We start from the raw sequence: 21,137 nt of genomic DNA, 5'->3' as shown, positions 1-21,137 counted from the left end.
GCTTTCAGCGGCATTGCAGGCAAATAGCTGCAGGCAAATAACCCCCTGGCCCCAACAAGTACCGACGCGGGCAGCTATCGAATTGATAGCGGCTGGGGCCGGCATCTGCCGTGTAGGCCTCTTCGCACAACCGTATGGGTCTCTGGGCGGTGATGGGAACCTGTCGCCGGGCATAAATTGGAATGACGGCACCGGTGCTTGTCTTGTTGACATGACCCCGACAGCGCTTGGGTTCAGCACTTGGGTTATTTCCACCGGTGATTTCAACCATGGCTGAAATGCCTGCGTGATGCCAATGCGGCGAGCATGGTGTTTCAGCCGGAACGCAGGAGAGTTGTCATGAAAGCATCAAACCATTCATCGCATTGTTGTTATTCCCGGATGTGTTTGCCCGCGTTGCTCGTGGCTGTGCTGGCATTTCCGCCGGCGGGTGCGCAGACCATGGGGGTTGGCACAGGGTCGGCCACTGGAACGGGCGCAACCGGCACCACGGGTGCCACTGGGAGCGTAGGGGCTACGGGTAATACGGGCATTACCGGCACCACAGGCACGAATACCAACACAGGTACCGGCACGGGCGGCACCGCCATCAACGGCAATAACACCGGCACCACGATCACCAACACGAATACGGGCACCGGCACAGGCGGCACCAATATCAATGGCGTCAACACCGGAACGGGGCTGACCAACACCAACCCGAGCGCCGGAACCGGCGGAACGATGACAGGTACCGGTAATGGCACGGGCACGACGGGCACCAACACCAATACGGGCACCGGCACAGGCGCCACCAATATCAACGGCAGCAACACTGGAACGGGATTGACCAACACCGACCCGGGCGCCGGAACCGGCGGAACGATGACAGGGACTGGTAACGGCACGGGCACGACAGGCACCAACACGAATACGGGCACCGGCACAGGCGGCACCAATATCAACGGCGTCAACACCGGAACGGGGCTGACCAACACCAACACAGGAAGCGGAACCGGGGCCGCCTTGGGTACGGACGGGACAGGCGCCAATGCGGTTGCGCCGCCGGCCAATCCGCTGAACCGCAATCCGGCATCCCGCGGCATCATCAGCGGACCGGCACAGCCTTTGGCTACCGATCCGAGGGATTCGACCACCCGGCCCGTCACCCTGCCCGGCACCCCCGACCCGCGGGACAGCATGCGTTAAGGCTGCGTCCGGGGGCGATTGAACAGGGGCGGTGTTTGCTGCGCCAATCGCTAATGGGGCGCAGCGATCCTTAAAACAAATCAGTGGGGGTTGATGCGCGAGAGGTCGTGCAGCCACTCGCGGTACGCGTTGTCACGGTCGGGTGGCGGCACACGCAGCAGTGCGGAGGGGTGCAGGGTGATGAGCACCTTGCGTCCGTCTTCGCGCTGAAGGATCTGGCCGCGGTTGGCCATGACCGGCACCGCTTTCCCCAGCAGTGAGCGGGCAGCAGTTGCACCCAGCGCAACCAGCAATTGGGGCTGCACCATGGCGATCTCGTCTTCCAGCCAATGTGAACACGCGGTGATTTCGCGCTGCGTCGGGGTTTTGTGAATGCGCCGTTTGCCGCGCAGCTCGAATTTGAAGTGTTTCACCGCGTTGGACACAAACACTTTGTCGCGGCCGATGCCGAGCTGGGCGAGCGCACGGTCCAGCAGGTGGCCGGCCGGACCCACAAAGGGCTTGCCGGCAAGGTCTTCCTGGTCGCCCGGCTGCTCGCCCACCAGCATGACGAGCGCCTTGCGCGGGCCTTCGCCGCAAACGGCCTGCGTGGCGTGTTCGCCGATGGGGCACTCACGGCAGCGGTCAGTAGCGCGCTTGAGTGCTACGCGTGAGCGCACCACTTCAACCGTGCCGGGTGCTGTGGTCTCCAAGGGCTCATCGTGTCCGCCGGGCTTCGCAGCACGTGGGGATTTGCTGATCTGCGCCGTGGCCGGGAGGTGGCGCTCATCACCCCGATACCTTGTGCCTCTCATCTTCAGAACCTGCCTTCAATGGTGTGCTGCGAAACGGCCTTCCGCCCCATCAACACGGTCCGGCTCCTAAAGCGATAGCGAGTGATTGGGAGCCTGGCTGGCGCCTGATGTGCCTGCTGCGCCTGGTCCCCTGCCTGCATGGCTTTTGCGCGCACCGGCGGGAGCGCCTGGTGTGGCCCGTGGCCGGCTTTTGCGGGAGTGCCTGGGCTGCTCTTTTTGCATCATGCGGCGGCGCAGGCGGTCGGGGTGAAAGACTTGCTCGTAAAACGTGAGCCAGCGCTGCTCGCTGGCGTCCGCGGACGGCGCGGTGCCTTTGTCGGCGCCGCGGCGAAAGCGCAGCGCAGCCAGAGCCTCATGGGGTTGTACCGCGGCGAGCCCTGCGTCGGCCTGGACGGCATGCCGGGCATTTTGCGGGCCCAGGTAATCGGCTTCGACGCTGCATTGGGGTGTGAGGATGGCCCAGCGCATGTGGGCGAAGCGGCGCCCAAACAGCGGCGCCACGGCTTCAACGATGTGGTGTTCCGGCTCGAACCAGGCCACGTGCAGCGGGCCGCCTTGCGGGCGGGTTTTAAAGAGGTCGTCCTGTACCGAGTGAAAGCGCAGCTGGGCTTTCATTTTCTGCATGTCATGGCGCACCTCTTCGGCCATCTGCCTTGCCAGCGCCACGTCGGCGTCCAGCTGGTTGTGCCGCAGTTCGGGCTCATGCACCAGGCGCCACAGCAGGCGGTAGAGCAGGCTGAAGCGCTGCGGGTTGCTGTGCAGGATGACGGCCTGGCACAGCGCAAGAAATTCGGGCGGGACGGCGACGGCAGGCGCGTCGCTGGGTGCGGGGCCTTGCGCTGTGCCGGCGGACGGCAGGCCCTCAGCGGGTGTGGTGCTGCAATGCCAGCTGACCTGGCCGGGCAGGATGTTCTGTGCCAGCAGGCCGCGCGCGGCACGGCGAAAGCCTTCCAGGTCTATCTGGCCTTGCAGCGTGACAGGCAGCGTGGCTTGTGGAAAGAGGTCGTTCGTCAGCAGGTCATTCATCACGCCCATGGACACATCCTTTCTTCACAGTTCAGGCCCCATGGTGCGGCGGCGGGCACCGCTGAGGGTGTAGGTAAAAGAGCCGACTTCCTGGGTGCGGGTGGCGCATTGCCGGGCCAGAAAGCCTGCAGGTACTGTGTAAATATACAGTGTTTAAGGGATTTGAGTGCAAATATGAGGTGTAGATCCCTCGCGTTGTGTGGCTTTGGTGTCTAAAAGGCAGGGGAAAACCACGAAAAGGGCATGGCTGACGGTAACGGCGCCGAACTGGCCTGGATCGCCCGGGTGGGCACCGGGAGAACTGCGTTGGTTGGCTAGCGGTGCGCGGGGTTCTTGCTTTTGCCGGTTTTTGCGGCTTGGCCCAGCTTTTTGGCGTGCGCTTCCATGACGAGGTAGGTCACGACGGCTATGGCCAGGGGCACCAGGTAATAGATCACCCGGTAAGCCACCAGCGCGGCGAGCAGCTCATACTGGGGCATCTCGTGCGACAGCAGGGCGACGAACACAGCCTCCAGTACGCCCAGCCCCGCCGGCACATGGGTGATCACCCCGGCAATGGCCGCCAGCAGCAGCACGCTGACGACGGCGGAGAACTCGATGCGGTACTGCAGGAGGATGAAAATGATCCCCGACATGATGAGCCAGTTGCCGGCGCCCATCAGGAGCTGCAGGGCCGCCAGCCGCGCAGAGGGCAGCACCACTTCATGGCCGCGCAGCCGCAGCGTGCGCTGGCGGGAGAACCCGCAAATGCCCAGGTAAGCCACCACCACCGCCAATAGCACGGCCCCGATCAGGCGCAGGGAATCGGTGGTGATGGGCCAGTCTGCCGGCAGGGTGGGCGGCTGCAATGCGAACACCCCGCCGGCCAGCAGCAGGTAACCCATCCAGTTGGTGAGCATGCTCAGCGACATGATGCGGGTGATGGCGCCGTAACGCAGGCCCAGGCGTGTATAGAGGCGGTAGCGAAATGCGACACCCCCCACCAGGGAGCCGAGGTTGAGGTTGAAGGCGTAGCTGACGAAGGTCAGCGCCATCACGGCGGGGGCACGCAGCGCATGGCGTGTGTAATGGCGGCCCAGCAGGTCAAAAGTGCTGTAAAGCGTGAAGCTGGCCGCGCTCAGCACCACGGCACCCCAGGCGGCGGTGAGGGGATAGTCCTCCAGTGCGGTGAGGACCTGGGACCATTCGATATTGCGGGCTTGCGAGACGAGCAGGGTGGCGATGAGCAGAAAGAACGCGGCGGTGGCGCCATGCTTGAGCCATGGCCACCAGGCCTTCCTTTTGGGCGCGGCCGGCTGCGGTTTGCCGCTTCGCACCCGGCCTGGCGGGCGGGGTGGATGGGGCCTGGGCAAGGTGCGGCTGTGGGCCATCACGCGCTCAAACGGGTTTGGCCTGGCCCGGCGGTGGTTCGCGGTCTCCGTCTTCGGGCGCGGGCACTTCGGCGGGTGTGATGCGCGGCGCATGTGCCGGCAGCCAGCCTGCCCAGGCCGGGTAGCGGCGCAGCAGGTGAAAGACAAAGTAGCTGCGCACGCTGCGCCACCAGGTGGACTCGACCAGGTCCTTGCGCTCGATCCGCTTGCAGTGATGCTGGATCAGGTGGGCAAGCCGCCCGGCCAGGTCTTCATTGAAAGCACGGTCGCGGATGACAACGTTGGCCTCCAGGTTGAGCGAGAGACTGAGCGGATCCAGGTTGCTGGAGCCTACGGTGGCCCATTCGTCGTCCACCACAGCCACCTTGCCGTGCAGCGGCCGCTGGCAGTACTCATAAATCTGTACCCCGGCATCGAGCAGGTGGTGGTAGAGCATGCTGGCGGCGGTCTTGACAATCGCCATGTCGGGCTCGCCCTGCAGGATGAGCTGCACTTCCACGCCGCGCCGTGCTGCCTTGCGCAGCTCCTGGATCAGCCGGTAGCCGGGGAAGAAATAGGCATTGGCAATCACGACACGGTGGCGCGCCGTGCGGATGGCGGCGCGGTAGTGGCGCTCGATGTCGTTGGTGTGCTTGCGGTTGTCGCGCGTGACAAAAAGTGCCGCGGCGTCGCCTGCCGGCGGCGGTATGTTGTCCTCGCGCCATGTGCCGGCCATGGAACGGGCGCGTTCGGAAAAGCGTTCGCGCAGGCCGGGAGGAGGTTCGCCACTGGCGCCGGCATTGCGCTGGCCCGCCGCCAGGGCCTTGCGCACGAACCGGTGAATGTCAGCCACGATCGGGCCTTCAATCTCGACGGCGTAGTCCTGCTTGGCCTGCGGGCCGAAGTCGGCCAGATGGTCCGCCGAATAGTTGATGCCGCCTACGAAAGCGCGTTCGCCATCGATCACCACGATCTTGCGGTGCATGCGGCGAAACAGGTTGGTGCGCCAGCCCCACAGCCTGGGCCCCGGGTCAAACACATGCACGCGCACGCCGGCCCGTGTCAGGGTGGAAATGAATTCCGGCGACAGGTCCGGCGAGCCGTAGCCGTCAATCGTCAGGTCAATCTGCACACCGCGCCGTGCCGCCTGGTGCAAAGCCGCGTGCAGCTCTTCACCGACCCTGTCCTCAAACAGGATGAAGGTTTCCACCAGCACCTCGCGCCTGGCGGTGGCGATGCACTCGAAGACGCGCGGGAAAAACTCCTCGCCGTTTTCAAGCAGCTGGAACTGGTTGCCGCTCACCCACCTCGACATACATCCTCCTTGGCCGCAGAAGGAGGCGCCTCCCGGGCTCCAGGCGCAGCGGCCCCCTCGGGGGGCAGCGCATTACGCGAAGCGAAAAGCGTGGGGGCCCTAATCACAATTCAATCTCCGCGGCGAGAGGCGCGTGATCTGACAAATGCGACCAGGGCCGCAGCGGCAACACCACTGGTGCGTGCCCGATGGCGTTGCGCACATAGATGCGGTCCAGGCGCAGCAGAGGCAGGCGCGCGGGAAAGGTGCGTGCCGCTTTTCCATTGGCCTGCACAAACACTTCATGCAGATCGGCGCCTTTTTCAAGCCGGGCGTGTGCGCGGTGGCGCCAGTCGTTAAAGTCCCCCGCGACCACGACAGGTGCCTGCGGCGGGATGTTGTTGCGCACCAGGCCGCACAGCATGTCCATTTGCTGTTCGCGGTGCGCTTCCATCAGGCCCAGGTGCACGCAGACGGCATGTACGTTCACACTGCGGCCGGGCATCTGCAGTTCGCAATGCAGCAGGCCGCGGCGCTCGGGCCCGCTGATGGATACGTCGAGGTTTTCAAATCGTACGATGGGAAACTTGGACAGCACGGCATTGCCGTGGTGCCCGTTGGTGTAGACCGCGTTACGGCCATAAGCGAACTGCGGCCAGATGGTGTCAGCCAGGAATTCGTAGTGCGGAGTTTCAGGGTAGTTGTCGAACTTGTCCTGGTGTTTGACATGGTTGCCCGTCACCTCCTGGAGGAACACGACATCGGCCCCGACACCCCTGACCGCCTCGCGCAATTCGGGCAGGATGAATTTGCGGTTGAAAAAGGTAAAGCCCTTGTGGATGTTGACAGTGAGCACCTTGAAGGAGAACGACGAGTCGGGGCTCACCGCGGCAAGCGCGGTCTGTGTGTCGGCCTCCACCGCATCCATGTCAATCGGCGTGACGGTCTCGGGCACACCGGCCGGCACGGCGACAGACAGGGCTGAAGGACCGCGGTGTGAAGATGACGAAGGAGAGTCGGGCGTAGAAGTCGGCATAAGAATAAGGGCAGGCGAAGGGACACAGAAAAGCGCCTTGATGGCCTTGATGGATAGGGCGCCTTAATGGCGCGTTAATGGGAGCCCAGGCGCACATTGTCATTCTGCGCGCGGGCGGGCGACTGTAGGACAGTAACTTATTTGCCGTGGGCCAGCACCTCACATCACACGCGTCAAGGCGGATTTGTGGGCGCACCACTGGCCACAGACCGCGGGTGCAGTGTCCTACATGGCACAGCGGGGCTCTCCGATAAGGTGCACTGGACGGGCTCGGTAGATTGAATTCAGCGTTAGCCCTCATGCAGCGGCAGGCGTGTTTTTTTCAACCAGCCTTACGAGGCAGTAAAGGAGTCACTCCCATGTTCAAAAGCAACTCATCCATGAAAGCCATCCCTCTGGCCGCAGCCATGACGGCCGCACTGCTGTTTGGTTCTGCCGTACACGCGCAGAGCGCCCTGCCGGCAGAGAAACCAGGTGACAGCGGTGCTACGGCGACCCAAGGCGCCAACGCCAAGAGCCCCGAACAGCGTGACGCCGCCAAGGCCGAAAAGCAGGCAGCCAAAACTGACAAGAAACAGGCCAAGGCCGCAAAACGCGCGGCTCGAAAAAGCAATGCCTCTTCCCCGGATACGACTGGGGCGGCTGGAAACACGGGGGGCCGATCCGACGGCAGTGGTAGCACCGGCGCCGCAACACCCGGTGCCGCTGGCGCAGGTACCGGGGGCACGAGTGGCACTACGGGCGCTGCAGGGACCACAGGTGGTGCTGGCACCACCGGTACTTCCCGGTAAGCGCCGGACGGTTTAAGGCTGCACGCCGGTTCGCCGGCAGTGTGTGGGGCCGGTCCGGTCCCACGCGATTCAGGTCAAGGCACATTCGCGTTGCCTTCACCTTAAAAGGAGTTTGATATGTCCAAGTACTTTATGCGTTCCATTCCTGCGGCTGCGGCGTTGACCATGGCTGCCTTGTTTTCAGTCGGGGCCTCTGCACAAGGTCTCGGTGTGGGTGTCGGCACTGGTGTGGGCGTAGGCGTCTCCGCCGGCCAGAACACCCAGATTGATGCGGGTGTCCGTGCAAAAGCCGCAGCAGGTGCTACCACCGGATCAGGCGCTTCCAGCGGTGGGGTCGGGGTAGGCGCCAATGTGTCCGGCTCAGCCCAGGGGGACAACGCCATGGGCAGCGCGACCGCCGCCACAGTGGACAACACCGTCCGCGGCGCGGGCCGGGCTGCAGCCCGCACCGGCAGCGCCGTGAAGAGCGGCGCCAAACGCACCTATAACCAGGTGGGCAACACGGCCGGGAATGTCAGCGTCCAGGGCAATGTCCAGGGTGATGCAGCCGCCGGCGGCAGTGCAAGGTAAGGTGCGCGTGTAATCGCCGAACCGGGGCGGTTACCGGACGACCACACCGGAGACAAAGGCCGGGTCCAGGGTTGAACCTGCACCCGGCTTTTTCATGCCAGCGTCTTTATTTATTTGGGCCGTGGACGCGGCAGGCGCTTGTCGGGCTGCGAGAGCGTACCCGCGCGAAGTTCGGTGACCGCGCCCGCAACTGCCGTGGCCGCATTGCGGACTTCTTCCATCAGCGCCTGGTCCCCGTCCAGTGCGTCGTGGCTGGTGGCGTAGGGCTCGTAATAACCGATATAGCGGTCCAGCCGGGCCTGGCTGCCGGCGTCGATCAGGCCCATCCAGTCCAGCCAGTCGCACAGGCTACGGCGTGTGCCTTCAATTCCCGCTACGTCGCCGTGGACCACCACGCCGTAGGCCCGGCCTGCCAGGTGTTGGGGGTAGTCCCAGCCCTTCATCTCCAACGCCTTGGCTTCATCGGGCTTTTTGCCGTGGGTAGTGGTGGGATCGGGGTTGCCGCCGTCGGCGCAGACCAGCCGATCCATCATGAGCTTGAGCGGACTGGGTGACTGGTACCAGTAGACGGGCGTGAGGATGAGGACGCCGTGCGCGGCCGTCCAGCGTTCGTAGATCTCGGCCATCCAGTCGCTGGTTTGTCCCAGTGCGTGATTGGGGTAGCAGCTGCAGGGCCAGTGGCACAGCGGCATGGCGGTGGCAACGCAGCCTTTGCAGGGGTGGATGTGCATGTGATAGCTGGAGGTGAGCAAGCTGAGGTCCAGCACGTCGCAGTGCATGCCTGCACGCTCGAGCGAGGTTTTCGCGGTGTTCAGCAGCCGCCACGTCTTGGAGATCTCGCCGGGGCAGGTGCCGTCATTGCGGGCGGAGCCGCAGATGAGCAGCACGCGGGACGGCGTGGCCGCATCCTTCCACGCAGCCCCGGCTTTCTTCAGGCGTTCGCGCGTTTCAAGCCACTCTGTTGACAGGTCGTAGTGGGGATCGGCAAAGTCATTTCCGGCTTTGCGTGTGCTGGGCGCTTTGCGGCCTTCCTTGTAGGCGTCCCATGCCAGCGCTTCAATGCGCGCCAGGGCCTCGTCTTCGCTGCGGAAGGCGGGATCGACAAAGGATTGCATGAAGCGTTCGTGGAACTCGCTGCGCGACAGGACGGCCGGCGCCTGGCCTTTGCGTACTTGGGTCATCGAACCAGTTTAGTGAGGCTATGCGGCCCGAAAAGGCAGTTTCGATGTCGTCCTACGCGGGCTTTCGATGCCGTCCGGCGAGATGTGGCTTTCAGTAAAAAATGCCGTTAGCCCAAACTTAACGGGCGCGAGTAGCTATCAAAATCGTAGCGCGAGGGGTGCGAATTGCCCATGAAAAAGCCCGCACGCAGCCTTGGGGGGCTGCGGTGCGGGCCTGATGGCTGATGTTACTGCTTCGGTTCAGCGTATTGCCAATGCTCAGCCTTTTTGCGCGGCGGGGCCGCCGTGGCCGCGGGCGCCGCCATGGCGGAAGCCGTGCTTCTTGTGCTCGGCATCAAAGGTTTTTTGCTGCTCGGGCGTGAGGGCCGCGTAGAAGGTCTTGGTGGCTTCGCCGCGCTTGTCCATCGCCGCGTTCATCTCGGCCATGCGCTGGGTGCGCAGTTCCTTCATCTTGTCGATGCGCTGGGGGGTGGTCAGCTTGTCAAACTCGGCACGCTGCTCAGGTGTGGGACGTGCGCCATGTACGGGCGGCTGCATGGAGGCCGTGTAGCTGGTCCATGCGCCTTCCTGGGCCGGTGTGAGCTTGAGCTTGGCTTTCAGTTCCCCCTGGTGCTTGGCGATCATGGCCTGCATCTTGGCGGGGTCGCGGTGGCCCATGCGGCCTTCGTGGGGGCCGGCAGGTTTGCCGGCAACAGGCGGCGATCCGGCGGGAGGGGCGGCAGGCGTTTGTGCCATGGCACCGGTGCCTACCGTTGCCAGCAGGCCGGCCAGTACGAGGCTGTTGAGGGAAGCGGTGTGGTTGAATGCGAATTTCATGAGGAACTTCCTTTCAGGAGAAGATGCCTGACTTCCATCGGGTCGTGACATACGGCTTTTGGGTTCAGGTTGAAAGCAAGTGTGGCGGCCGTCTGTTTCCCGGCCATTGCCGAAAGGTAAAGATAAGCCGTGGATACACCCCTATCGGCACTCACTTCGTGTAGTGCCTTTTCCCCTTCCAGGGGACGGCGCCTGAGGCCTGGCGAAGCCAGTTCCGCGGCCCCCGCTTGAAGGGGAGAGGAGTTGGAGAGGGCGACGAAATCGCCGCGAATTGACCGGGGTCATTTGCCATGGGTGCGCTGCCTGCCTACAATGGCCTCAGCTTGTCGGGGTGCCAAGGATGTTTCCGTGAGGAAGCTTTCGAGGCTGAGATCGCAGTATGCGAGACCCGCTGAACCTGATCGGGGTCATCCCCGCGTAGGGAACAACGCAATTGGCTCCGGAACTCCGCAGCGGCACACCAGGTGCCACCGATGGACCCCCGGCTCCCCAGCAGGCACCCCACCTCTGGAATTCAGGAGCACAAAGCCATGGCCAAAACCCGTCTCACCGTTGACACCCAGGACCTCACCAGTCGCATTACACGCGCGCCTTTCCCCGGCTCGGCAAAAATTTATATCGAAGGTTCACGCCCCGACATCCGCGTGCCGTTTCGTGAAGTCACGCTGACCGACACGCTGGTGCACGAGGGCGCCGGTGAGCCGCGCCGCGAAGCCAACCCGCCGCTGCGCCTGTACGACGCGTCGGGCGTGTACACCGACCCGGCCGCACCTATCGACATCACGCGTGGCCTGCCGCCGCTGCGCGGCGCCTGGATCAACGAGCGCCAGGACACCGAAGCCCTGCCCGGCATCAGCAGCGCCTATGGCCGCGAACGCCTGAACGACCCGGCCCTGGCCGCGCTGCGCATGGCGCATGCGCCCGTGCCGCGCCGCGCCAAGGCGGGCGCCAATGTGTCGCAAATGCATTACGCACGCAAAGGCATCATCACCCCCGAGATGGAATACATCGCCGTGCGCGAAAACCTTGTGCGCGCACAACTCGCCGAGCGCCTGAAGACCGAACGCATGCCGAAGAAAGGGCATTCCTTCAACGCTGCGATTCCGGAGCAGATCACCGCCGAATTTGTGCGCGACGAAGTGGCGCGCGGCCGCGCGGTCATCCCGAACAACATCAACCACCCCGAGAGTGAGCCGATGATCATCGGCCGCAACTTCCTGATCAAGGTCAATGCCAACATCGGCAACTCCGCCGTCACTTCGAGCATTGAAGAAGAAGTCGACAAACTGGTCTGGTCCATCCGCTGGGGCGCAGACACCGTGATGGACCTCTCGACCGGTGAGAACATCCATGAAACGCGCGAGTGGATCTTGCGCAACTCACCCGTGCCCATCGGCACGGTGCCGATTTACCAGGCACTGGAAAAAGTCAATGGCAAGGCCGAAGACCTGACCTGGGAAATCTTCCGCGACACGCTGATCGAGCAGGCCGAGCAGGGCGTCGATTACTTCACCATCCACGCCGGTGTGCGTTTGGCCTACGTGCCGCTCACGGCCAATCGCCTGACGGGCATCGTCTCGCGCGGCGGTTCCATCATGGCCAAGTGGTGTCTGTCGCACCACAAGGAAAGCTTCCTCTACGAACGCTTTGACGAGATCTGCGAGATCATGAAGGCGTACGACGTGTGCTTCTCGCTGGGCGACGGCCTGCGCCCCGGCTCGATTGCCGATGCGAATGACGAAGCTCAGTTTGCCGAGCTGCATACGCTGGGCGAGCTCACGCAGATCGCCTGGAAGCACGATGTGCAGGTGATGATCGAAGGGCCCGGCCATGTGCCGCTGCAACTGGTGAAAGAAAACGTCGACAAGCAGCTGGAAGCCTGCTTCGAGGCACCGTTCTACACGCTGGGCCCGCTGATCACCGACATCTCCCCGGGTTACGACCACATTTCTTCCGCCATGGGTGCGGCCAATATCGGCTGGTACGGCACGGCCATGCTCTGCTATGTGACGCCAAAGGAGCATCTGGGCTTGCCGAACCGTGATGACGTGAAGCAGGGCCTGATCGCCTACAAGATCGCCGCGCATGCGGGCGACCTGGCCAAGGGCTACCCGGGCGCGCAGATGTGGGACAACGCGGTGTCCAAAGCACGCTTCGAGTTCCGCTGGGAAGACCAGTTCCGCCTGGCGATCGACCCCGACACGGCGATGGCCTATCACGACGAAACGCTGCCGAAAGAGAACGCCAAGGTGGCGCATTTCTGCTCGATGTGCGGGCCGAAGTTCTGCTCGATGAAGATCTCGCAGGAAGTGCGTGAGTTTGCGCGCCTTAACCCCACGACCACCACGCTGGCGCCGGCCGCGGGCACGATCCCGATCAAGCAGATCGCGACCGGCTTCGAAGAAAAGGCCAAGGAGTTCCGTGAAGGTGGGAGCGAGATTTATTCCTGAGTTATTTCGGAGCTTTTCCTGACATGAGCACCTTGCACATCGGCATCGCGGGCGCGGGCCTGGCCGGACGCACGCTGGCTTGGCGCCTGCTGCGCGCCGGTTGCCGTGTCAGCCTGTTCGATGCGCGGGTGCGTGACGACCTGGCCACAGCATCGATGACGGCGGCGGCCATGCTCTCGCCGCTGGCGGAACTTGCGGTGGCGGACGAGACCGTGTTTGCACTGGGCCAACGCTCCATGCAGCTGTGGCCGCAGTGGATTGCGGAGCTGGCCACTGAAGGCTTGCCGGTGTATTTCCGCCGCGAAGGCACGCTGGTCGTGGCCCACGCGCCGGACCAGAGCTCGCTGGAACACTTCACTCGCCTGCTGATGCATAAGCTGCCTGATGCGTCACGTGCGCAGGTGCAGGCCCTGGATGCCGCTGCGCTGGGCCGTGCCGAGCCGGCACTCGCCGGGCGTTTTGGTGGCGGTCTGATGCTGGAAGGCGAAGGCCAGCTGGCCAATGACCAGTGGATGGCCGCGCTGGCGGTGGAAATCGACAGGTTGGGCGGCTCATGGCTCGAGGGCCAGGCTGTTAACGCCGTGGAAGAGGGACGCATCACCTGCGCTGGGCAAACCCATGGGGTGGATGTCGCGGTGGATGCGCGCGGTGTGGGTGCCAAGGAAGGCTGGCCGCAGCTGCGCGGTGTGCGCGGCGAAGTGCTCACGGTGGAATGCGCCGGCGTGACGTTGCAGCGCCCGGTGCGCCTGATGCACCCGCGTTACCAGCTGTATGTGGCGCCGCGGCCCGGCCACCGTTTTGTCGTCGGAGCGACCGAGCTTGAGTCGGAGGACAGCGGACCGGTGACGCTGCGCTCGACGCTGGAGCTGGCCAGCGCGCTGCACAGCCTGCACCCGGCTTTTGGCGAAGCCCGTGTGTTGCGCCTGGCGGCTGCGCTGCGGCCTGCGCTGGACGACCACCGCCCGGCGATTGCGCTGCGCGGCGGTGTCTGGCATATCAATGGCTTGTACCGGCATGGTTATCTGTGTGCGCCCGCGCTGGTGGACGGGCTTGTCCATAAACTCCTGGGTACGGAGAATGAATGACATGGCGACGACAACATTGCAAATCTCTTTGAACGGTGAACGCATGGAAACCGATGCGTCGACCCTGCAGGCTTTGCTGCAGGCACGGGGCTACGATTTCAAAAGCGCCTTTGCCTGCGCTATCAACAACGGGTTTGTGCCGCGGCCGCAGTGGCCTGAGCGTGCGTTGCAAAACGGCGACCGCATCGACGTCGTTACTCCCATCACTGGAGGCTAGATGTGGAACACCCCCGCCGTAAATTTTGGTACACCCCCATCGGACGCTCACTGCGTGTAGCGCCTTTCCCCCTTGCAGGGGGCGGCGCTGGCGGCCCGGCTAAGCCGGTTCCGCGGCGCCCACTTGCATTTTTGGGCGACAAGCATGACCTCGGTTAATTCCTCCATCGCACACGGCAATCCCTGGGCGGTTGCCGGCACCACGCTGAGCAGCCGGTTTTTTCTTGGCACCTCGCATTACCCATCGCCGCAGGTGATGAGCGATGCGGTGCGTGCCAGCGGATGCGAGGTGCTGACGGTCGGCTTGCGCCGCCTGCAGCCTGAAAGCGGCGGCGGCAACAGTTTCTGGCAGCGCATCCAGGCGCTGGGCTGCCACATCCTGCCCAACACGGCAGGCTGCCACAGCGCCGAAGAAGCGATCACGCTGGCGCAGATGGCGCGCGAGATTTTCGGCACGAGCTGGATCAAGCTGGAAGTGATCGGCGACGACTACACCCTGCAACCAGACACCCACGCCACCCTGCACGCCGCAACCGTGCTGGCCAAAGACGGCTTTGCCGTGTTTGCCTACACGACGGACGACCTGGTGATCGCCCAGCGCTTGCGCGACGCCGGCTGCGCGGCCGTGATGCCTTGGGCCGCGCCCATCGGCACCGGCCGTGGGCCGCTGAACCCTTATGCGCTGGAGACCATGCGTCGCCGCCTCCCTGATGCGGTGCTGGTGGTGGATGCCGGCATCGGCCGGCCTTCGCATGCCGCAGCCGTGATGGAACTGGGCTTTGATGCCGTGTTGCTGAACACCGCGGTGGCGCAGGCCGGTGACCCGGTGCGCATGGCGCGGGCGTTTGCGGATGGCGTGGCCGCCGGCCGCGCCGCATATGAGTCGACACCCATGCCGGAGCGGGCGGCCGCGCAGGCTTCCACGCCGACGGTTGGCGTTCCCTTTTGGCACGCGCCCTGACTGGACTTTCCATGAACACACCCGCATTTGCGCCGCTCACTGGACCTATTGGCTTTTATCCTGTGGTGCCCGATGCGGCCTGGGTCAAGCGCCTGTTGGGCTGGGGTGTGCGCACGATCCAGCTGCGTATCAAGGCGGCGGACCACACGCCGGCGGAAATTTCTGCCGAAGTGCAGGCCGCCATTGAAGCAGGGCGCAGCATCAAAGGCGCGCAGGTCTTCATCAACGACCACTGGAAGCTGGCGCTGGATTTTGGTGCCTACGGGGTGCACCTGGGCCAGGAAGACCTGGACACGGCCAACCTGGATGCGCTGCGCAAGGGCGGCGTGCGCCTGGGCCTGAGCACCCACACACCGGCCGAGTTGGCGCGCGCGCATGCGGTGCAGCCGTCGTACCTGGCCATCGGCCCGGTCTACCCGACGACGCTCAAGGTCATGCCTTATGAGCCGGTGGGGCTGGAGCAGCTACGCGACTGGGCCCTGAGGGCCTCGCCCTACCCGGTGGTGGCGATAGGCGGCATCTCCCTGGACCGCATCGCCGGTGTGATGGCGTGCGGCGTCAATGGCGTGGCGGTGGTGAGTGCGGTGACATTGGCTGCGGACCCGCAGGAGGCCGCACTGCACGGTTTGCGCCTGGCGGCACCGAGCCGGGCCTAAACCAGTTTTGTATGAAAACACCCGTTCAGCAGCCTGAATGGGCGTAGGCAGCTATTAATTTGATAGCGCCGGATAGTCTGTGTAGCCCTTCTCGCGGCCGCCATAGAAGGTGGCCTTGTCGGGGATATTGAGCGGCGCGCTCACACGCAGCCGTTCCACCAGATCCGGGTTCGCGATATAGGGCTTGCCGAAGGCGACCAGGTCGGCGCCGTCTGCCACGGCTTTTTCGGCCAGCGCCTGGTCATAACCGTTGTTCACCATCCACGCGCCCTTGCCGCCGGCTTTGCGGTAGGCCGCCTTCAGCGCGGCATAGTCGAACGGCCTGTCGTCAATTTCACGCGGGCCGCCGGTAGCGCCCTCGATGATATGGACATAGGCCAGGTTGAGTGTGGCGAGCTGTTTGATCACGTACTCGAACAAGGGCTGCGGGTCCGTGTCGTGCATGTCGTTGGCGGGAGTCACGGGCGACAGGCGAATGCCCGTGCGGCCACCGCCCACGGCGTCTGTCACAGCGCGCGTGATTTCCAGCAGGAGGCGGGCGCGGTTCTGGATGCTGCCGCCGTAGTCGTCGATGCGCTGGTTGCTGCCGTTCTTCAGGAACTGGTCCAGCAGGTAGCCGTTGGCACCGTGGATTTCCACGCCGTCAAAGCCGGCGGTTTCCACTGCATTGCGCGCCGCTGCGGCAAAGGTATGCACGATGCCCGGGATTTCTTCGGAGGTGAGTGCGCGCGGCTCGGAAGTTTCGACGAAGGTCGGCACGCCGTCCTCAATCAGGACCGTCTTGGTTTTGGCCGTGATGGCCGAAGGAGCGACCGGCTTGCCGCCGTCCGGCTGCAGCCTGGTATGTGAAACCCGGCCCACATGCCAGAGTTGCACGACGATCTTGCCGCCTTTTTCGTGCACGGCATGGGTGACTTTCTTCCAGCCATCGAGTTGCTCGCTGCCGTAAAGGCCCGGCACGTCGGCATAGCCCTGGCCTTGATGGCTGACAGCCGTGGCTTCCGTGATCAGGAGGCCCGCGCTGGCACGTTGGCCGTAATAGATCTGGGCGATATCCGTCGGGATGGCGTTGGGCGAGCGGTTGCGCGTCAGCGGCGCCATCACGATGCGGTTGGCAAGGGCCAGGTCACCGGCTTTGTTGGTGTCGAATAAGGTGGGCATGGTTGGTTGGGAGTTCTTGGTTTTGTAAAGGGGAAACAGGGTCAGTTTGGTCCTGTTTGGATTGGCTTGCTGAACACGGGTTGCTGATTTCGTGTTATTTGACATAGCGAGCCAGGTCGTTTCAGACGCTGATGTTGGTTTGCGTTCCGGGGCCGGGGGTTGCCCGGCTGCAAGTAACTTTCTTTTGCTTCGCCAAAAGAAAGTCACCAAAGAAAAGGCGACCCGCAGTCTGGGTCCCTGCGCTTCGCTTCGGGCAACCTGCGGTGCTCGAGGCAAGCGGGGTCTCGCTCGAACTCGCCTTCGGCTCAGACAATCGCGATCCCTGATCCGCTTGCCTCTGCGCTCCTCGGCCCAGCCAGGACGGGGGAAGTCCGAAGACAAGAAAACCAACACCCAATACCAACAAGGACACGCTATGGCGTGTCCTTGTTTCTTCAGGTGTTCGGTATTGGTATTCCTTCCCCCACCCCTTCTGTATGCGCGAGGAGCGGAGGGCCAGACGGATCAGGGCAAAAACTTGTCTGAGCCGAAGGCGAGTTGTTTTTGACCCCGGCTGGACCGAGCACCGCAGGTTTCCCTGAAGCGAAGCGCAAGGGACGCAGACAGCAGGGTCGCCTTTTCTTTGCTTACTTTCTTTTGGCGAAGCAAAAGAAAGTGAGTTGCATGCCGGGGCAACCCCCGGCCCCGGAACGCAACTCAACATCAGCGTCCGTGATGCCCCGTTATTTCAGCAACCCCTCATGCTTCATAGCCGCCTGCACAGCAGGCCGAGCCCCCACCCGCTCGCGGAAGCTGGCAAGGTTCGCAAACCCCGTGATGTCCACCCCAACCCGTGGCGCCCAGTTGGTCACAACGAACAGATAAGGGTCCGCCACACTGAAGGTATCGCCCATCAGGTATTGCTTGCCGGCGAGCTGGCCGTCCACCCACTTCAGGCGCGACATCAGTTTGTCGATGGCGGTGACCTTGTAGTCTGCCGGCGTGGCGGCATTGAAGAGCGGGGTGAAGTTTCTGTGGAGCTCCATGCCGATGAAGGTCAGCCACGACTGCATTTTGTAGCGTTCCAGCGTGCCGTTGGCCGGCGCGAGTTGTTTCCCGGGCACCTGGTCGGCGATGTACTGCACGATGGCCGGGCCTTCGGCGATGCGGGTGCCGTCATCCAGCTCGAGGAGGGGCACATAACCCAGGGGGTTGATGGTGTAGTAGTCGGTGCCGTCTTCCAGCTGGTGGGTTTTGGTGGGCGCCAGCACATGCTCGAACTTCAGGCCGGACTCATGCAAGGTGATGTGGGGTGACAGTGAGCAGGCGCCGGGGGAGTAATAAAGCTTCATGGTCTCTCGTCCTTTGTAGGTGCGGGTGTAGCGGGAGTGTGGCGGGAATGTCGCACAGTCCCCGATGCTAGCCGGATCGGCGGACTTTTGCTGCGGGAGCGCGCCACAATAGCCGCATGGCAAAACTTTTCAAATGGCTGGTGTTCCTGGCCCTCGGCCTGGTGGTGCTTCTGGCCGTGGTGGCTTATACCCTGCACCGTTGGGTCAGCACGGAGGACTTCAGGCTGCGCGTTGAGCGGGAAGCGTCGGCGGCACTGGGCGCTCCCGTGGCGCTGGATCGCGTGGCGGTGGACATCTGGCCCCTGCCGGCTGTGGCGCTGAGCGGCATTTCGGTGCAAAGCAAGCCCCCGCTCACAGTGGAGCGGGTGGAAGTACGGCCGGAATGGCGCCCGCTGTTGTTGGGACGCCTGGAGGTCGCCACCTTGCTGGTGCGCCGGGCGGTGTTGCCCCAGCAGGGCATTGATGCGCTGCTGTTGCTGCTGCAAAAGAAAAAACAGGCCGTGCCCGTGAAGCCAGGAGCGCCGGTGCCCGCCGCAAACGAGGGGCCCGAGATGAGCCGGCTTGGCTGGTTGCCGCGCCGGACGGTGCTGGAAGATGTCACCTGGGTGAACGCCACCGGCGCGCGGACCACGGTCAAGGGCGTGGCGCAACTGGGCGAGGACGGCTTTCCGGACAACGCGACGGTCAAGCTGGTGGAGGGCAACCTCCAGGGGCTTGAAGCAACGCTCCAACGTGTGGAGGCACAAGCTGGTGCGGCCAGCGGTGCCGCGCAATGGGACTTGCTCGTGAATGTGGGCGGTGGCAAGGTCGAGGGACGGCTGGGCCTGCAGCGTGGTTTTGTGCCGGCGGCCGCCCCAGCCGCCAAACCGGGCGCCAAAGCACCGCCCTCCAAAGCGCTCCCGGCAAGGTCGGCCGAAGAGCTGGTGCTTCAGGGCCAGCTGAAAACCAGCGGCGTCGAAGTGGCAGCGCTGACGGCGCCCGGCAAGGCCCTGACCGGCCAGCTCGAAGCCGCTACGACGCTGAATGCCCGCGCGGCCACTACATCGGCGCTGGTGGATGCCCTGCAAAGCCAGACCACCTTCACGGTCCGCAATGCGGTGGTGGACGGGATCGACCTGGCCAAGGCAGTCAAGACGGTGGGCCTGAGCCGTGGTGGCCAGACTCCGCTCGATACCCTGGCCGGCCAGGTCAGCACCCAGGGGCGGTCGGCTCAGCTGACCAATCTGGTGGCCACTTCCGGCGCTTTGAGTGCCACCGGCAATGTGGCGATTTCGCCGGCGAAGGTATTGAGCGGGCAGGTCAGCGTGACGCTGGCCGGCGACAGCAAGATCGGCAATGCCATCGGCGGCGCCGTGGGCGTGCCGCTGATCGTGGGTGGAACGCTGGACAACCCCGAAGTCACGCTGTCACGCTCGGCGCTGCTGGGCGCTGCCATTGGCACCGCCCTGATGCCGGGTGTGGGCACCGGCGCAGGCGCCAACGTGGGTGAAAAGGTGGGCAACAGTCTGCGCGGCCTTTTCGGTAAGTAAACGGGCATATCCGGGGCCGCAGCTGAGTCCGGCCTTGGTGAATGCGCGTGACGCGCTCCTGAAACAATAGCGCACCCCAATCGGCCGGGTTTTGTCCTACAGGGGCATGCGGGCGCTGCTGATTCGGAAAAATCGGCCTGGCTTTTAGTATGGATGGACGGGCCATGGGCTTCGCTCACTTTGTGGGCGATGTCTGTGGCGATGCGTAAGCCTCATCCTGCGCCATCTCGCGCAAGAGGCCCGTTCTTTGGAGGCCATGATGCTCAAGTACGCGATTATTTTTGCGGTGATTTCGCTGATTGCGGGTGCCCTCGGTTTTGGCGGAGTTGCAGCGGGTGCTGCCGGTATTGCCAAAATCCTGTTCGGCCTGTTCCTGATCCTGGCGGTCATCTTTGTCGTGTTGGCCGCGCTGGGTGTTGGCGCTGCAAGGAAAGCGCTCAAATAAATGACTGCGCGCGCCGACTCAGTACCACCCACGCTGGCTGCACGGTTTCGGAAACGGCTGTTTCAGCCGTGGCTGCAATCGCGCAGCGAAAGCGCGCGGCTTCCTGCGCCGGGCGCGCCCACCGCGCCCAGGCGGCAGTTGAACCTTCAAGCCAGCATCGCCGAGTTTTTGCTGATTAACCGCCTGCGCGCGCGCCGTCCCGCGGCGCCTTCTGCCGATGTGCTGGAGCGCGCTGCGCGGATTGTGTTTGTGACGTGCCAGAACTGGTTCGCGCCACCCGAGAACCGCGATGTCACCCATCGCACGCGGCTCTGAGCTGGTGTGTGACTTGCAGGCGCTTGCCATGGTGCAACTGCCGCGCCTTGCGCACTTCCCCTTTTTTCCACCGGTTCAGGTTTATGCACACTACCCTTGTTGATTTGCTGCTCGAGTACGAGGTCAGCAGCCCGGCCCATTTCCTGTTTCACATCGAGACGGCCTTTTACGAAGGCCACCATGTGCAGGAGGAGCGGTTGACCATCACGCCCAGCATGAAGGTTCGCACTTTCTCGGATGATCGGAGCGGCAACCGTTTTATCCGGCTGGACGCGCCCAAAGGCGTGCTGTCAGTGAACTACCACGCACGCGTGGCCCTGAAACCACCGCCTGTACCGTTGCACCTGGATGAGACCCCCGTGACGGCGGTGCCGGACGATGTGCTGCGCTACCTGATGCCCAGCCGCTACTGCGAATCCGATGTCATGAGCCGGGCTGCGCTGCAGCTGTTTGGCCATCTGCCGCCGGGGATAGGCAGGGTGCGTGCCATCGAAAGCTGGATCCATGACTCTATTGGCTACCTGCCTGGCTTCAGCAATTCCACGACCACCGCGCAGGAGGTGTTTGTGCAGCGCGCGGGTGTCTGCCGCGACTTTGCACACTTGGGCATCACGCTGTGCCGGGCCTTGAACATTCCCGCGCGCCTGGTCGTGGGGTATGTGCATTTTGACGAACCGCCGCAGGACTTCCATGCGGTGTTTGAAGCCTGGCTGGAGGGCCGATGGGTCATTTTTGACCCGACACGCATGGCGCCTGTTGACCGGCTGGTGCGGGTGGGCACGGGCCGCGATGCCAAGGACGTGGCGTTTGCCACCATTTTTGGCGGCGTTCAGATGCTGCGCAAGGAACTGACGATCACCGAAGAGGACGTACGCCCCGCTGTTTCGACGGGCGTGCATTCTCCCGCGCTGACCGTTGTCACGGTCTAAAGACTGGGCGCGCG

Annotated in this window: 21 protein-coding genes and 1 riboswitch; of the genes, 12 read left to right on the top strand and 9 right to left on the bottom strand. The window is 63.8% G+C overall.

Translation table 11 applies throughout. From position 1 onward, the window contains the following. Positions 1–339: 339 nt before the first annotated feature. Complete coding sequence (locus ACQ4MS_RS09225) at positions 340–1,188, top strand: hypothetical protein (RefSeq protein WP_431099153.1); 849 nt, start codon at positions 340–342, stop codon at positions 1,186–1,188. Positions 1,189–1,268: 80 nt separating this feature from the next. Here the strand turns inward: ACQ4MS_RS09225 and ACQ4MS_RS09220 are convergent, their stop codons facing one another. The 5 genes from ACQ4MS_RS09220 to ACQ4MS_RS09200 form a co-directional block, all read right to left on the bottom strand. Continuing rightward, the gene (locus ACQ4MS_RS09220; protein WP_431099152.1) at positions 1,269–1,982 is read right to left on the bottom strand and encodes a UdgX family uracil-DNA binding protein; all 714 of its coding nucleotides are present in this window, start codon (positions 1,980–1,982) and stop codon (positions 1,269–1,271) included. A gap of 66 nt (positions 1,983–2,048) precedes the next feature. Continuing rightward, on the bottom strand, positions 2,049–3,017 hold the full coding sequence (locus ACQ4MS_RS09215) for a TIGR03915 family putative DNA repair protein (RefSeq protein WP_431099151.1): 969 nt from the start codon (positions 3,015–3,017) through the stop codon (positions 2,049–2,051). A 305-nt stretch (positions 3,018–3,322) separates the two neighbouring features. Beyond that, positions 3,323–4,378 carry a lysylphosphatidylglycerol synthase domain-containing protein gene (locus tag ACQ4MS_RS09210; RefSeq protein ID WP_431099150.1) on the bottom strand — a complete coding sequence of 352 codons (1,056 nt, stop codon included), beginning with the start codon at positions 4,376–4,378 and terminating at the stop codon, positions 3,323–3,325. Positions 4,379–4,385: 7 nt separating this feature from the next. Beyond that, entirely contained in the window at positions 4,386–5,672 is a 1,287-nt protein-coding gene (gene clsB, locus ACQ4MS_RS09205) for a cardiolipin synthase ClsB (protein ID WP_431099149.1), read from the bottom strand. A 103-nt stretch (positions 5,673–5,775) separates the two neighbouring features. Continuing rightward, a complete protein-coding gene (locus ACQ4MS_RS09200; protein WP_431099562.1) occupies positions 5,776–6,579 on the bottom strand; it encodes an endonuclease/exonuclease/phosphatase family protein in 804 nt (267 codons plus the stop codon). A 467-nt stretch (positions 6,580–7,046) separates the two neighbouring features. On the opposite strand from ACQ4MS_RS09200, the gene ACQ4MS_RS09195 reads away from it, so the two are divergent. Next, on the top strand, positions 7,047–7,478 hold the full coding sequence (locus ACQ4MS_RS09195) for a hypothetical protein (protein WP_431099148.1): 432 nt from the start codon (positions 7,047–7,049) through the stop codon (positions 7,476–7,478). A 117-nt stretch (positions 7,479–7,595) separates the two neighbouring features. Then, positions 7,596–8,048: a hypothetical protein gene (locus tag ACQ4MS_RS09190; protein ID WP_431099147.1), complete on the top strand. Its 453-nt coding sequence runs from the start codon at positions 7,596–7,598 to the stop codon at positions 8,046–8,048. Positions 8,049–8,158: 110 nt separating this feature from the next. Here the strand turns inward: ACQ4MS_RS09190 and ACQ4MS_RS09185 are convergent, their stop codons facing one another. Further along, positions 8,159–9,229, bottom strand: a complete 1,071-nt coding sequence (locus tag ACQ4MS_RS09185; protein WP_431099146.1) for a flavodoxin family protein — start codon at positions 9,227–9,229, stop codon at positions 8,159–8,161. 258 nt (positions 9,230–9,487) lie between these two features. Continuing rightward, positions 9,488–10,045, bottom strand: coding sequence for a Spy/CpxP family protein refolding chaperone (locus ACQ4MS_RS09180; RefSeq protein ID WP_431099145.1), 558 nt, complete (start codon positions 10,043–10,045; stop codon positions 9,488–9,490). Positions 10,046–10,362: 317 nt separating this feature from the next. Continuing rightward, positions 10,363–10,486: riboswitch (TPP riboswitch) on the top strand. An 89-nt stretch (positions 10,487–10,575) separates the two neighbouring features. Between ACQ4MS_RS09180 and thiC the strand changes: the two genes are divergently transcribed. The 5 genes from thiC (at position 10,576) to thiE (ending at position 15,413) form a co-directional block, all read left to right on the top strand. Then, the gene (thiC, locus tag ACQ4MS_RS09175) at positions 10,576–12,495 is read left to right on the top strand and encodes a phosphomethylpyrimidine synthase ThiC (RefSeq protein WP_431099144.1); all 1,920 of its coding nucleotides are present in this window, start codon (positions 10,576–10,578) and stop codon (positions 12,493–12,495) included. 23 nt (positions 12,496–12,518) lie between these two features. Then, entirely contained in the window at positions 12,519–13,580 is a 1,062-nt protein-coding gene (gene thiO / locus ACQ4MS_RS09170; protein WP_431099143.1) for a glycine oxidase ThiO, read from the top strand. A 1-nt stretch (position 13,581) separates the two neighbouring features. Beyond that, positions 13,582–13,797, top strand: a complete 216-nt coding sequence (thiS, locus tag ACQ4MS_RS09165) for a sulfur carrier protein ThiS (RefSeq protein ID WP_431099142.1) — start codon at positions 13,582–13,584, stop codon at positions 13,795–13,797. Between the two features lie 144 nt (positions 13,798–13,941). Further along, entirely contained in the window at positions 13,942–14,757 is an 816-nt protein-coding gene (locus ACQ4MS_RS09160) for a thiazole synthase (RefSeq protein ID WP_431099141.1), read from the top strand. 11 nt (positions 14,758–14,768) lie between these two features. Further along, positions 14,769–15,413: a thiamine phosphate synthase gene (gene thiE, locus ACQ4MS_RS09155; protein ID WP_431099140.1), complete on the top strand. Its 645-nt coding sequence runs from the start codon at positions 14,769–14,771 to the stop codon at positions 15,411–15,413. 54 nt (positions 15,414–15,467) lie between these two features. Here thiE and ACQ4MS_RS09150 read toward each other — a convergent pair whose 3' ends face one another. Beyond that, positions 15,468–16,574 carry an alkene reductase gene (locus ACQ4MS_RS09150; RefSeq protein ID WP_431099139.1) on the bottom strand — a complete coding sequence of 369 codons (1,107 nt, stop codon included), beginning with the start codon at positions 16,572–16,574 and terminating at the stop codon, positions 15,468–15,470. A 722-nt stretch (positions 16,575–17,296) separates the two neighbouring features. Next, positions 17,297–17,905, bottom strand: coding sequence for a glutathione transferase GstA (gene gstA / locus ACQ4MS_RS09145; RefSeq protein WP_431099138.1), 609 nt, complete (start codon positions 17,903–17,905; stop codon positions 17,297–17,299). Between the two features lie 116 nt (positions 17,906–18,021). Between gstA and ACQ4MS_RS09140 the strand changes: the two genes are divergently transcribed. From ACQ4MS_RS09140 to ACQ4MS_RS09125, 4 genes are all read left to right on the top strand, one after another. Further along, positions 18,022–19,434 (top strand): AsmA family protein, encoded by a 1,413-nt coding sequence (locus ACQ4MS_RS09140; RefSeq protein ID WP_431099137.1) that lies wholly within the window; start codon positions 18,022–18,024, stop codon positions 19,432–19,434. A 259-nt stretch (positions 19,435–19,693) separates the two neighbouring features. Then, positions 19,694–19,879: a DUF1328 family protein gene (locus ACQ4MS_RS09135; protein ID WP_431099561.1), complete on the top strand. Its 186-nt coding sequence runs from the start codon at positions 19,694–19,696 to the stop codon at positions 19,877–19,879. Further along, complete coding sequence (locus ACQ4MS_RS09130; protein WP_431099136.1) at positions 19,880–20,194, top strand: hypothetical protein; 315 nt, start codon at positions 19,880–19,882, stop codon at positions 20,192–20,194. Positions 20,195–20,277: 83 nt separating this feature from the next. Beyond that, on the top strand, positions 20,278–21,123 hold the full coding sequence (locus ACQ4MS_RS09125) for a transglutaminase-like domain-containing protein (RefSeq protein WP_431099135.1): 846 nt from the start codon (positions 20,278–20,280) through the stop codon (positions 21,121–21,123). The last annotated feature ends 14 nt before the right edge of the window (positions 21,124–21,137 follow it).

The sequence above is a fragment of the Polaromonas aquatica genome (assembly GCF_050626995.1).
GTDB classification, from domain to species: domain Bacteria; phylum Pseudomonadota; class Gammaproteobacteria; order Burkholderiales; family Burkholderiaceae_C; genus Polaromonas; species Polaromonas aquatica_A.
The sequence above is the reverse complement of the archived record's forward strand: the minus strand, read 5'-3'. Positions and strand labels throughout refer to the sequence as shown.